Source organism: Corynebacterium occultum (genome assembly GCF_009734425.1).
GTDB classification, from domain to species: Bacteria; Actinomycetota; Actinomycetes; order Mycobacteriales; family Mycobacteriaceae; genus Corynebacterium; species Corynebacterium occultum.
The window spans coordinates 1,540,462-1,552,618 of record NZ_CP046455.1 but is presented as its reverse complement, the minus strand read 5'-3'; the positions used below and the strand labels follow the sequence as shown (position 1 = coordinate 1,552,618).

Annotated in this window: 11 protein-coding genes; 9 read left to right on the top strand and 2 right to left on the bottom strand. The window is 62.5% G+C overall.

Annotated elements, in window-relative coordinates; translation table 11 throughout:
* Window positions 1-10: 10 nt before the first annotated feature.
* From tatA to COCCU_RS07245, 4 genes are all read left to right on the top strand, one after another.
* A complete protein-coding gene (gene tatA / locus COCCU_RS07260) occupies window positions 11-319 on the top strand; it encodes a Sec-independent protein translocase subunit TatA (RefSeq protein ID WP_156230893.1) in 309 nt (102 codons plus the stop codon).
* Window positions 320-453: 134 nt separating this feature from the next.
* A complete protein-coding gene (tatC, locus tag COCCU_RS07255; protein ID WP_156232681.1) occupies window positions 454-1,404 on the top strand; it encodes a twin-arginine translocase subunit TatC in 951 nt (316 codons plus the stop codon).
* A gap of 162 nt (window positions 1,405-1,566) precedes the next feature.
* On the top strand, window positions 1,567-4,353 hold the full coding sequence (locus tag COCCU_RS07250) for a DEAD/DEAH box helicase (protein WP_156230892.1): 2,787 nt from the start codon (window positions 1,567-1,569) through the stop codon (window positions 4,351-4,353).
* 289 nt (window positions 4,354-4,642) lie between these two features.
* Window positions 4,643-5,752 (top strand): alpha/beta hydrolase, encoded by a 1,110-nt coding sequence (locus tag COCCU_RS07245; RefSeq protein WP_156230891.1) that lies wholly within the window; start codon window positions 4,643-4,645, stop codon window positions 5,750-5,752.
* Between the two features lie 339 nt (window positions 5,753-6,091).
* Here the strand turns inward: COCCU_RS07245 and COCCU_RS07240 are convergent, their stop codons facing one another.
* Complete coding sequence (locus tag COCCU_RS07240) at window positions 6,092-6,796, bottom strand: TetR/AcrR family transcriptional regulator (protein WP_156230890.1); 705 nt, start codon at window positions 6,794-6,796, stop codon at window positions 6,092-6,094.
* A 132-nt stretch (window positions 6,797-6,928) separates the two neighbouring features.
* On the opposite strand from COCCU_RS07240, the gene COCCU_RS07235 reads away from it, so the two are divergent.
* The 3 genes from COCCU_RS07235 to COCCU_RS07225 all read left to right on the top strand — a co-directional run bounded on the left by COCCU_RS07235 (window position 6,929) and on the right by COCCU_RS07225 (window position 9,369).
* Window positions 6,929-8,398: an amidase family protein gene (locus COCCU_RS07235; protein ID WP_156230889.1), complete on the top strand. Its 1,470-nt coding sequence runs from the start codon at window positions 6,929-6,931 to the stop codon at window positions 8,396-8,398.
* A gap of 256 nt (window positions 8,399-8,654) precedes the next feature.
* Window positions 8,655-9,041: a WhiB family transcriptional regulator gene (locus COCCU_RS07230; RefSeq protein WP_156230888.1), complete on the top strand. Its 387-nt coding sequence runs from the start codon at window positions 8,655-8,657 to the stop codon at window positions 9,039-9,041.
* A gap of 91 nt (window positions 9,042-9,132) precedes the next feature.
* Window positions 9,133-9,369, top strand: coding sequence for a hypothetical protein (locus COCCU_RS07225; protein WP_156230887.1), 237 nt, complete (start codon window positions 9,133-9,135; stop codon window positions 9,367-9,369).
* A gap of 69 nt (window positions 9,370-9,438) precedes the next feature.
* On the opposite strand, the gene COCCU_RS07220 is transcribed toward COCCU_RS07225, so the two are convergent.
* A complete protein-coding gene (locus tag COCCU_RS07220) occupies window positions 9,439-10,044 on the bottom strand; it encodes a S1 family peptidase (protein ID WP_156230886.1) in 606 nt (201 codons plus the stop codon).
* A gap of 80 nt (window positions 10,045-10,124) precedes the next feature.
* Between COCCU_RS07220 and COCCU_RS07215 the strand changes: the two genes are divergently transcribed.
* The gene (locus COCCU_RS07215; protein ID WP_156230885.1) at window positions 10,125-11,243 is read left to right on the top strand and encodes a M24 family metallopeptidase; all 1,119 of its coding nucleotides are present in this window, start codon (window positions 10,125-10,127) and stop codon (window positions 11,241-11,243) included.
* A 5-nt stretch (window positions 11,244-11,248) separates the two neighbouring features.
* A complete protein-coding gene (gene ygiD / locus COCCU_RS07210; RefSeq protein WP_156230884.1) occupies window positions 11,249-12,031 on the top strand; it encodes a 4,5-DOPA-extradiol-dioxygenase in 783 nt (260 codons plus the stop codon).
* The last annotated feature ends 126 nt before the right edge of the window (window positions 12,032-12,157 follow it).

Here is a 12,157-nt window from a genome sequence, read left to right as displayed (position 1 = left end):
AAAGGTGACCATGCCTACTCCCGGAATTTGGGAAATCCTGATCATCGCGGTCGTCGTGATCCTGCTCTTCGGCGCGAAGAAGCTCCCGGATGCAGCCCGTTCCATCGGCCGCTCCATGCGCATCTTCAAGTCCGAGGTCAAGGAGATGAACAACGATACTGAGCAGCCCCAGCAGCAGGTGCAGCTTCCCCAGGCCCAGCCGGAGCAGGATTTCTGGGATCGCCCCGAAAACCAGCCGAATGCCCAGCCGAATTTCCAGCAGCCGCCGGTCCAGCAGCCGCAGCAGCCGAATCAGCAGAACCCCAACCCGCAGAACTAGTACGCACCGTCGTACATCTGTGATTGCACATGACTAATTCTGCCGCGCCCCATAACCCGGTGCCCGAGACCGTGCCCAAGAAGGCGAAGAGGCAGTTGTGGCCCCGGAAAACCAAGCCGGCACCCGATGGAACGATGTCCCTGGTGGATCATCTGCGGGAGCTGCGCCGTCGTCTCATCTACGCAGTGATCGCTCTGGTCATCGGTAGCATCATCGGTTTCATCTGGTACCAGCTGAGGATCACCACTCCCTGGTTCAGTATCTCTTCACTGGGTGATATTCTCCGCGGGCCCTACTGTTCACTGCCGGAGGAGAGCCGGGCTGACTTCTCCTTCGACGGGGAATGTCGACTGCTGGCAACCAGCCCCTTTGAGATGTTCCTGCTCCGGATGAAGGTGGGTGCCCTAGCGGGCATCGTCCTGTCCTCCCCGGTCTGGCTCTATCAGATCTGGGCCTTCATCACCCCGGGGCTGCACAAGACCGAGCGTCGTTCGACCTTCACCTTCGTCAGCCTCGCAGTCCTGCTCTTCGTCTCCGGTGCCGTGATGGCCTATTTCGTCGTCGACTACGGACTGGCTTTCCTGATGGGCATCGGTGATGAATTCCAGACCGCGGCGCTCACCGGTGAGAAGTACTTCAACTTCGTGCTGGCCCTGCTGCTGATCTTCGGTGTCAGCTTTGAGGTGCCCCTGATCATCGGCATGCTCAATGTGGTGGGCATCTTGACCTATGAGTCCATCAAGGACAAGCGTCGGGTCATCGTCATCGCGCTCTTCGTCTTCGCGGCACTGATGACCCCGGGTCAGGATCCTTTCTCCATGCTCATCCTGGCCTTCGCACTGAATGTCCTGGTGGAGCTTTCCCTGCAGTTCTGCCGGTGGAACGATAAGCGCCGTAACAGGCAGCGTCCGGACTGGCTCGACCAGGACGATGACTCCGCCTCCGCCCTGGACTACCGCCCGGAGCCGATCGCCCCGGCACCCACCAACACCCAGGTTCAGACCCACCCCGTCAACCCGACCTCTGCTCCGCAGCGACCGACCGGAAGTTTCGGTGGGGGAGGAAACTTCGATGATGTTCTCTAGGAACTAGATCGAGGGGACCCTGCCCCCGGTCTTCGAGCAAAGACGTAGAACCCCCTTCCCTGCGGTGATGTAGTCAATCACCGCAGGGAAGGGGGTTCTGTTGTGTTGGGAAACCATGACCGACCCCACACCAGTTCCGGCATAGCCGGTAGCGTGGAAGCTATGAACGATTCTCACTTCGACAGCTTTTCCGCTGCTCTGGGGTTCCCCCTCGATGACTTTCAGATCGAGGGCTGCCATGCCGTCGAGGCCGATCATGGGGTGCTGGTCTGCGCCCCCACGGGTGCCGGCAAGACCATCGTCGGTGAGTTCGCGGTCTCCCTCGCGCTTTCCCGGGGAACCAAGTGTTTCTACACCACCCCGATCAAGGCGCTGAGCAACCAGAAGTACCACGACCTGGTGACGGCCCATGGTGAGGATGTGGTGGGTCTGCTCACCGGTGATGTCTCCATCAATGCTTCCGCCGAGATCGTGGTGATGACCACCGAGGTGCTGCGCAACATGATCTATGCGCAATCCGGTGCTTTAGACCGCCTCAGCCATGTGGTGATGGATGAGATCCACTTCCTGGCTGACGCCTCCCGCGGTTCAGTCTGGGAGGAGGTCATCCTCAACCTGGATGAGTCCATCAACATCATCGGGCTTTCCGCCACGGTCTCGAACTCCGAGGAATTCGGCGAATGGCTCTCCACCGTCCGGGGTGACACCCAGGTGATTGTCTCGGAGCACCGCCCGGTCCCCCTGGACCAGTGGATGATGGTGGGCAAGAAGGTCTTCCCGCTCTTTGAACCGGGCAGCCATGAGGTCAACCGCGAACTGCAGCGCACCATTGAGCGCCTGGAGTCCGGGGATGCGGAGGAGGGGCGGGAGGACTACCGTTCCGGGCAGGGTTTCCGGGCCAGATCCCGCGGTGGCCGGGATGAGCGGCCCCCGTTGCGTTCGGGGCGTCCCCGCACCGGGGACCGCCACCGCGCGATGGGTCGACCCGAGGTGCTGCAGGTGCTCAAGGGTCGCAATATGCTGCCGGCGATCGTCTTTATTTTCTCCCGGGCGGGCTGTGACGGCGCCCTGTACCAGTGTCTGCGTTCCCAGCTGATCCTCACCGATCAGACGGAAGCCGATGAGATCGGGCGGATCATCGATGCCGGTGTGGAAGGCATCCCGGAGGAGGACCTGGAGGTGCTGAACTTCCGGCAGTGGAAGGCGGCGCTGCAGCGTGGTTTCGCCGCCCACCACGCGGGCATGCTCCCCGCCTTTCGTCATATCGTGGAGGAACTCTTCGTCAAGGGTCTGGTCCGCACGGTCTTCGCCACCGAGACCCTGGCCATGGGCATCAATATGCCGGCTCGTTCGGTGGTGCTGGAGAAGTTGGTCAAGTTCAATGGTGAGGCCCATGTGGAACTGAGTCCCGGCCAGTACACCCAGCTGACCGGCAGGGCCGGGCGTCGTGGCATTGACGTACTGGGTAATGCGGTGGTGCAGTGGGCACCCGCCATGGACCCCCGCTCGGTGGCTGGCCTGGCTTCGGCACGTACCTACCCCTTGATCTCCACCTTCCAGCCGGGTTACAACATGTCCATCAACCTGCTGGGAACCATCGGCTATGAACCTTCCTTCCGGCTGCTGGAGAAGTCCTTCGCCCAGTTCCAGGCGGATGGTTCAGTGGTGGATGAGGTCCGGGAGATCGAGCGTGCCGAGCACCGCGTGAAACAGCTGCGCGATCAGCTCGATGAGGCGGTCGCCGCGGTCAACCCGCCACGCCGGGATGATGAAGCGGATGTGGCGGAGCAGCTGGTGGATTATATCCGCCTGCGTCGCCAGCTCAGTGATGAGGAGAAACAGGCCCGCCGCTACGGCCTGGAGCAGCGCTCCCAGGAGACCCTGCATCTGCTGGGCAAGCTGCAGCTGGGCGAAGTCATCGCCATGCCGGGCCGCAAACGTCCCGTTCTCGCGGTCGTCGTCACGCCGGCCAGCCAGCAGCGGGATCCACGCCCCCTGGTGATCACCGAGACCGGTTGGTCGGGGCGGATCGACGTCTCTGATTTTGCGAACCCCCCGATGGTGCTGGGGCATATGCGCCTGCCGCGCAATGTCACCCATCATCCGCGGAAGAACAGCAAGTTCATCATCGATGCTTTCCGTCGCAATAACTATGGTCGGCCGAACAAGTTGAAGCTGGAGGCCCGCGTCAAGGACACCGCCGAGGTGGTGGAGCTGCGGAAGTCGATTCGCGAGCACCCCGTGCACCATTGGCCCGCCACCGACCGGGAGCAGCTGGCCCGCATTGCGGAGCGGCTGACACGTCGGGAACGGGATCTGGAAAGGCTGGAGGGCAAGGTCAGCAAGGCCACGGACACCCTCGGTCGGACCTTCGAACGCATCATCAACCTGCTCGCCGAGATGGACTATGTGGACAAATCCGGGGATGAGCCCCGGATCACGGAGGAGGGGGAGCGCCTGGCTCGGATCCACAATGGTTCCGACCTGCTGGTCGCCCAATGCCTCAAGCGCGGGATCTGGGATGAGCTGGATCCGGCAGAACTTTCCGGTGCGGTCAGCCTGTGCACCTTTGAAAACCGTAAGGAGGGCCGCGGTGAGCCGGAAGCCGCCACCGACCGGATGGCGGATGCCATGAATGCGACGGTACGGGTGTGGACCGAGCTCAGTGCTGATGAGCAGCGCCACCGCCTGCCCATCACCCGCTACCCGGAGGCCGGTTTCGCCCTCGCGGTGCACCAATGGGCGGCTGGCGCCCCGCTGGGTTATTGCCTGGCTGCAGCAGCGGAGTCAGGTGCTGAGCTGACCCCGGGTGATTTCGTGCGCTGGTGTCTCCAGGTTATTGACCTGCTGGAACAGGTGGCCAAAACCGGTTACACCAAGGACCTGCAGCGCACCGCCCGCCAGGCGATTGAGGCGATCCGTCGTGGTGTGGTGGCCATCGGCGCTTAAAAACCTGTGGACTCAGTGGCACCCCCTGGCGACCCGATCCAAGGTGCCGGGTAGTGGGGGTGCCCCCTTGGCGGCCCGCGTAACGAATTTCAAACGGGTGACAATAAGTCCCCATGAGAAGGTAATTTCTCAAGGAAATATCACGGCCCCCAGGGGCGCGGTAGAGAGTGCCCCTGCCTTGGTGCTGATATTCTCGAAAGAAACTAGCCCCGCTCTTCCCACGCCGCGCTCATGGCACGGTTAAGGTGAGAGCGGGAAAACCCCGGAAAATCTTAAGGAAAGAGGACCGATGAGCCTGCTTCGTCGCATCGCCGCGCCGGCCGCCGCCCTGACCCTGGCCGCCACCTGCATCAGTGGAGGTGTCATCGCCCCCATCGCTGGTGCTGCCGAGCTCACTCCGGCAGATGTGATCGGTGATGCCCAGCCGGCCACCCTGGAGGAGAAGAGCGGGACCGTCTCCGACACCGCCCCTTATTGGCGGCGCCTGGCGCGCAATGACGACAGTGACCGTCTCATCGAGCTGACCGCGACCTCCCCGGCCATGAATGGCCGTAAGGTGCCGCTGGCGGTTCTCAAGGCAGAGTCCGAGAACGCTCCGACCATCTACATGCTCAATGGTGCCGATGGCGGCGAGCAAGGTGGCGCGAACTGGATCCAGCAGACCGACATCATCGACTTCTACATGGACAAAGATGTCAACCTGGTTATCCCCATGGCCGGCATGTTCTCCTACTACACTGACTGGGAGTCTGAGAATGCCGACCTGGGTGGTGTCCAGAAGTGGGAGACCTTCCTGACCAAGGAGCTGCCCGGACCGCTGGAGGACTATCTCGGTGCCGATAACCGTCGTGCCATCGCCGGCATGTCGATGACCGCCACCACCTCACTGCTCTTCGCCCAGCACAACCCGGGCTTCTACGACGCCGCCGGTTCCTACTCCGGTTGTGCCGCCACCAACGACCTCGTCGGCTACGAGTCCATCAAGCTGACCCTGGACCGTGGCAAGGCCACCCCGGAGCAGATGTGGGGCCCCCGTGGCAATGGCACCTGGATCTACAATGATGCGCTGATCAACTCTGAGAAGCTGCGCGGCACCGAGCTCTACATCTCCAATGGTTCCGGCCTGGTCGGCTCCTGGGATCTGCCCTCCAGCCCGCGTCTGGAAGGTTTCTCCGAGATTGAGAAGCAGGCCGCCCTGCTGGTCACCGGCATTGAGGGCGGCGCCATTGAAGGTGCCACCAACTGGTGCACCCATAACCTGAAGACCAAGCTGGATGCCCAGGGCATCCCCGCTGACTGGAACCTGCGTTCCACCGGCACCCACTCCTGGGGCTACTGGCAGGATGACATCCACGAGTCCTGGGCCACCTTCGCCCGGGCCTTCGACATGGAGCCCTAGTTTCCTCCAGTAAAGCTCTGGGCCATCAGGGGTTTCTCTCACCTGCACAGCCGGAATGTCTGGTGGCTTCCCCTGATGAGCCCGCGCATCTTCGTCTGACATGGCAGGGGGTCTTCGTCTGACATGGCAGGGGGTCATCGTCTGAGGAGCCGCCCCGGGGGTCAATAAAACATCCGCAGTCACTCGAACGGCCAGTAACCCGTTCGAGTGACTGCGGATGTTTTATTGGATTACCTGCTCGGCGTGAGTCTTTCCGGGCCCCGGGCCCCAGGCAGCTCACAGCCCAGTCAGGCTGAAACGGCGGGACCATCAAGCACTTCAGGGAGGATCGAAAACTGTTCACGCCCTCTGATCCAGGGTGGCCTGCATGCTGGCGAGCAGGATCTGCAGAGCCATGGGGTAGGTATCCAGCCCTTCGAGCTGTGCGATCAGCCCGGCGGTGGCGGCGATGTTGGGATACTTCTCGGGGGATGCTCGGGCATATATGTTTTGCCAGCGGGCGATGTCTGCTTCCCGTTCCTTCTGGGGCATGAGTGTCTTGGCACCGTCCCAGGCGGCATAGGACAACATCTGGGTGATGAAACACTGGTAGTAGGTCACTGCCTGGAGATCAGAGAAACCGGCGGTGCGCAGGGTGGCGAGAATTGCTTCTACTCCCGCCATTTCAGCCGGCCGGCCCGAAATGCGGGTGGCAGCGATCTTGGCCGCCTGGGGGTGTTTCATGTACTCCTCATGAGCACTCAAACCCCAGCGTCGGAGGTCTGCCTTCCAGTCACCCGTGGGGTGCCAGTCTTTTGTCACCTGGGTGATCAGCTCATCGGTGATGGCCAGTTCCAGATCGTCCATGTTGAGGAAATAGCGGTAGAGGGCGGTGTGATCAGCCCCCAGCGCACGACCCAGACGACGGGTCGACAAGCCAGCTGGCCCATACTCCTCCAGCATGCGCATGGCTGTGATGACGATTTTCTTCTCGTCGAGTACAACCCCTGTTTTGGTGGGCTTATGTCGCCGCCGACGTTCCTCTGGTGTCATTCTCCCGGTCATCGGACCCTCCTTATGTCAACACCGTTGACTTGCTTGGTGTCGCTCAGGTTATATGAATCGCACCACATCGCACCACATCGGAAAAGTGATGAAGTGTGGTTCATGTTTGGTTCAGCTCGAGAAGGTGGCGCAATGGCGAAGACAGATCCGATCCTCGGTTCCCGTACCCGGAGTAACGAAGTGGGAGAGGAGCAGTTGTGGCAGTGGACCGCCACCGAGATGGCATCCGCGGTGGCCACCGGCGTAGTTTCCAGCCGGGAGATCGTCGAAAGTTGCCTGGAGCGCATCGATGAGGTCAACCCGCATCTCAACGCCCTGGTGGAGGTCCGCCCCGAGGAGGCACTGTCCCTGGCTGATGACGCGGACCGTCGTCGGGTAGCCGGTGAGCAGCTCGGACCGCTGCACGGGGTTCCGGTGTCGATCAAGATCAACTCGGATCAGGCCGGGTATGCCACCACCCAGGGCGTGGTCGCCTTCAAGGATGCGGTGGCAACGGAGGATAGTCCGCATGTGGCCAGCCTGCGTCGTGCCGGTGCTGTGCTGATGGGGCGCAGCAACTCCCCGGCGTTCGCCTACCGGTGGTTCACCAACAACGACCTGCACGGGCGAACGCTCAACCCGTGGGATGATTCCCGCACCCCGGGCGGTTCCAGTGGTGGTGCCAGCTCTGCGGTGGCGTCGGGCATGGTGCCCATCGCCGGTGGCAACGACATCGGCGGGTCGGTGCGCTACCCGGCCTATGCCTGTGGTGTGGTGGGACTGCGACCCACCGCCGGCCGGGTCGCCCAGACCTATCACCCCGATGATGTCGATGCCAGCCTGTCGGTGCAGACCATGCTCGTCCAGGGACCCCTGGCCCGGAGTGTGGCCGATGTGCGGCTGACGATGAGTGCACTTAATGATTTCAGCCCCCGAGACCCTGCCTTCGTCCCCGGTGCCCGGGTGGCTGCGAAGCCGCGACACCCCCTGCGGGTCGGGCTCGTGCGAGACCTCGGCGTGGCGGAATCCACCGACGCGGTCAATGCCGCGTTGGACCAGGCGGCCTACTGGCTGCAGGATCTTGGCTATATCGTCGAGGAGATCGAACTGCCGGTGCTCCGTGAGGCCTACAAGCTGTGGTATCTGCTGGCCATGGAGGAATTCCGTCTCGCCATGCCCCTGGTGGAAGAAGTTGGTGATGAGGGCATGCAGAAAGCAGCCGCCCACTACTATGCGGTTGCGGCGGAGTGGTGGGGGGATAAGCCTGACCTTGAGACCTTCATCAAGGGGTACTCCCGCCGGGGGACCTTGATCAGGGAACTGGCCATGATCCTCGAGACCTACCCGATCATCATCCTGCCGGTTTCTGCGGAGCAGGCCTTCGAGCAGGATGCGGACATCGAGAGCGTGGAGAGCATGCGCCGGTTGATGAACGCCCAGGCTTCTATGATGGCGATCCCGGTTCTGGGGTTCCCCGCCATGTCGGTGCCCACCGGCATTGTCGATGGTCTGCCCACCGGTGTGCAGCTGTTGGGTCGTCGGTTTGATGAGGACACCCTTCTGGATGCCGCGACCATCATCGAAGCCCGGGCTGGCACCTTCACTCCCATCAACCCTCAGTAAGGGGCACCGTTTAATTTTCCTGGCGGCCTCACGTTCCGGCACCATCAGCACCTGTCGGCAGGAGCGGGGAGTGCACTTCTGAACTCTCGATGCCGACCCCTTTCTGTGCTAGACGCAGAAAGGCTCACTTAGCGTGCGCTCTCAGCCGTGATGCGCCACGGGAGCGGGTCTGCGATTGAGGTAGGGGAGAACAGTCGCGCCATTCCCTGATGGGAACATATTTTGTCTACATTGTTTTTAGTTAGAAAGTATTTCAATGTCCACAGCACTATATTTTGATCAGCAGCGGGGCGTCCCGGTGTGGCAGGGACCGGCTGCCCAGGTCATCAGGAGGGAACCTGCCCGCACCCCCGGAACCGCGAAGACCCTGACACCGGAGGGGTGGGTTGCCCACGGCAGGTGTCGTGACAATGATCCTGATGCGTTGTTTGTCCGGGGTGCGCAGCAGCGCAGTGCTGCCAGTGTGTGCCGGCCCTGTCCGGTGCGCCAGCGGTGTCTGGCCACCGCCCTGGACAACCGGGAGGAGTTCGGGGTGTGGGGTGGATTAACCGAGCGGGAGCGCCGCGCCCTGCTGCGCACCCATACCGATATTGACAGCTGGGAAGATCACCTTGCTGCCGGTGGCAGTCTCAGCGGCATCTGACCCTGGCCGCCCCGATCCCTCGGCGGCACCACCATGGTGGTGGGGGGTGCGCGAGAAGAACCTTGTTGCTTAGAAATAAAGAAAAGAATACATGTACAAAACTGATCTCAATCCCGATCCGTTTGATTCCCCGGAGGGACAGGAACTTTTTCGTTGCATTAAAGTTCTTGCGCAGCAGAATTTTCCCCTGAGCTGGAAAGAAACGTCCTATATCACCCAGGCGACCGGTTTCATTCTCGAGAACGGATGGACCACCTTGGCGCAGGCCCACGCTATGTGTCCTGGGGGTGTGCAGCGCATCCTCAGTGAGAACGGCATCATCCGGTGAGGAGCCGACGGCCCCTCTGGCATTGCGGGGGCATCGGTTTCTTCGCTTATCGACGCCCCCCCTTGCTCCTCAGCTTTTCAGCTGCGCCACCGCCTGGCGGATGGCGGGCAGGTGTGGGGCCAGCTGGGATACGGTGGCTATCTTCAGGTTCCGGCCGAAGGGATCCAGGATCAGGGACTGTAGGCCGATGAGTTGGCCGTGGTTGATCACCGGGCCACCGGAGTCGCCGCGGATTGCTGCCGGGGTGTTGTAGAGCACCGCCCCGGAGCGGACGAAGGTTCCCAGGTCCCGGGACAGGGAGAGTGGTATCCGGGCGATCACCCGGCCCTGCTTTTGATTGGGGGTGGCGGGACTGCCGCCGAAGCCGGTGGTGGTGACCTGGCTCAGCCATTCCGCCCGGCGCTGGGACACTGCTGGTAGATCTTGCACCGGGCAGTCCTTGGCCAGTCGCACCACCGCGATATCGCTCCAGGGGATCTTGATGACTTCTTCCACCGTGGTGTGGAAGGCCCTGCCCCGCACTGCAACCCCCACGCGGTCCCGGTGGAAGTAATGTGCGCAGCTCAAGGCCAGATTGCTGCGTGTTTTCGGGGCGGCACCCAGGTGCGGGGCGATCAGCACTCCGGAGCAGTATCCTGCATTGCCGCCGATGCGGATGGCGGGAGGGGTGTTCATGTCTGCCCAGCCTAGCTCCGCGGCGTCGATAAGCACCCCGGGCCAGCGGGGGAGGGGCGGCGGCTCCTACACTTGGGGGCATGCCAGAATTATTTGAATCCAAGGTTTATGCCCGCCGGATCGCTGCCGCTGTCGAACAGGCTGCAGCAGCTGGTCTGGACGGGTTGATCATCGGCCCCGGGCCGGAGCTGGCCTATCTGAGCGGTTCCTGGATCAGCTCCCATGAGCGACTGACGGCGCTGGTGATCCCGGTTTCGGGTCGCCCACTCCTGGTGGCCCCGGAGGTTGATGCCGCTGATCTGGGTGCTTCCGCGGTGCCGGAACTCGACATCGACGTTCGGGGTTGGCGGGACGGGGAATCCGCCCATCAACTCGCTGTGGCAGCCCTGCAGGGTCAGGGCCCGGTGGCATTGGGAAGTTCACTGACCGCTGATCATGTCCTCGCCCTGCAGGAACTGCTGGGAGAGCGCCGGACTGTGCTGGCCACCGCCGCACTGAAGGAACTCTTCATGCGCAAGGATGCCGCAGAAATTGAGCAGCTGAGGGAGGCCAGCCACGCCATTGACCGGGTTCATGCCCAGGTGCCGGGACTGCTGCGACCCGGTCGTACCGAGGCTGAGGTGGCGGCTGATCTGGAGCAGCTGATCCTGGCTGAACATGAGGTGGTGGATTTCATCATCGTCGGTTCGGGTCCCAATGGTGCGAACCCCCACCATTCCTTCTCTGAGCGTGTGCTGGAGGCGGGGGATCCGGTGGTCCTCGACATCGGCGGCACCTATGGGGTGGGCTATCACTCCGACTCCACCCGCACCTATGTGACAGGGGGTGAGGTGGATGCGGCACCGGAGGAGTTCCGGAGGCTTTATGAGGTGCTCTTCCGTGCCCAGGAGGCGGCTGTCGCGGCGGTGCGCCCCGGGGTCACCGCCGAGTCCATCGATCTGGTGGCCCGGGACATCATCACCGAGGCCGGCTACGGGGAGTACTTCAGCCACCGCACCGGTCACGGGATCGGACTGTCCACCCATGAGGAGCCCTTCATCATGGCGGGAAATCAGCTGGTTCTGGAGGAGGGGATGGCTTTCTCGGTGGAGCCGGGGATCTATCTGTCCGGTAGGTTCGGTGCCCGGATCGAGGATATTGTGGCCGTGACCGCCGAGGGCCGCGAATGCTTGACACAGCAACAAAGGGTGCTAAAGTAGTTGACATGAACACCAAGGCACTCTTCGTCGGCCACGGCACCCCCATGAACGCCATCGAGGACAACCAGTACACCAACACCTGGAAGTCCCTGGGGGAGAAGATCTCAGACAGCGCCCCCCGCGCCATCCTTTCCGTCTCCGCCCACTGGTACACCCGGGGCACCGGCGTCACCGCCATGACCAACCCCAAGACCATCCACGACTTCTGGGGCTTCCCCCCGGAGCTCAACGCCGTCCACTACGACGCTCCCGGCGACCCCGAAATCGCCGAGCTGGTCAAGGACATCGCCAAACCCACCCTCGTCCAGGAGGACTACAACTGGGGCCTGGACCACGGCACCTGGTCCGTGCTCAAGCACATGTTCCCCGAGGCAAAAATCCCGGTGGTGCAGCTGAGCATCGACGGCACCAAGGGTTTCGCCGAACACGTCTTGCTGGGCAACCGACTGGCACGTCTGGCCGAGGAGCACAATGTGCTCATCGTCGGTTCCGGCAATGTCGTCCACAACCTCTCCATGGTGCAGTGGAAAGCCGGCAACACCGGCTTCGACTGGGCAGACCGTTTCGACGCCGCCGCCAAGGAAATCATGCTCGGCGACCCGGACCGCGCGGAGTCCCTGCTGCACCACGAAAACTTCCGCCAGGCAGTCCCCACCCCAGACCACTTCCTGCCCCTGGCCTATATCGCCGGCGCCACCGCAGCCCTGGAAAAGTCCGAAGTCTCCGTCTTCAATGATGAACGCACCATGGGCTCACTCTCCATGACCGGATACCAGGTGAACGCTTAACCCCCTGGGGTCCCTGCCGACCAAACCGGACTGAACTGCTCCACAGCACAGTTCAGGCCGGTTTTTCCTGTGCCGGAGGAGCAATGTGGCTGGAGAGACGCCGGAAAAGACACCCCCGCCCTTCAG

Coding starts and splice junctions, on each gene's coding strand:
- tatA (WP_156230893.1), top strand. CDS start 11: ATGCCTACTCCCGGAATTTGGGAAATCCTGATCATCGCGGTCGTCGTG.
- tatC (WP_156232681.1), top strand. CDS start 454: ATGTCCCTGGTGGATCATCTGCGGGAGCTGCGCCGTCGTCTCATCTAC.
- COCCU_RS07250 (WP_156230892.1), top strand. CDS start 1,567: ATGAACGATTCTCACTTCGACAGCTTTTCCGCTGCTCTGGGGTTCCCC.
- COCCU_RS07245 (WP_156230891.1), top strand. CDS start 4,643: ATGAGCCTGCTTCGTCGCATCGCCGCGCCGGCCGCCGCCCTGACCCTG.
- COCCU_RS07240 (WP_156230890.1), bottom strand. CDS start 6,796: ATGACCGGGAGAATGACACCAGAGGAACGTCGGCGGCGACATAAGCCC.
- COCCU_RS07235 (WP_156230889.1), top strand. CDS start 6,929: ATGGCGAAGACAGATCCGATCCTCGGTTCCCGTACCCGGAGTAACGAA.
- COCCU_RS07230 (WP_156230888.1), top strand. CDS start 8,655: ATGTCCACAGCACTATATTTTGATCAGCAGCGGGGCGTCCCGGTGTGG.
- COCCU_RS07225 (WP_156230887.1), top strand. CDS start 9,133: ATGTACAAAACTGATCTCAATCCCGATCCGTTTGATTCCCCGGAGGGA.
- COCCU_RS07220 (WP_156230886.1), bottom strand. CDS start 10,044: ATGAACACCCCTCCCGCCATCCGCATCGGCGGCAATGCAGGATACTGC.
- COCCU_RS07215 (WP_156230885.1), top strand. CDS start 10,125: ATGCCAGAATTATTTGAATCCAAGGTTTATGCCCGCCGGATCGCTGCC.
- ygiD (WP_156230884.1), top strand. CDS start 11,249: ATGAACACCAAGGCACTCTTCGTCGGCCACGGCACCCCCATGAACGCC.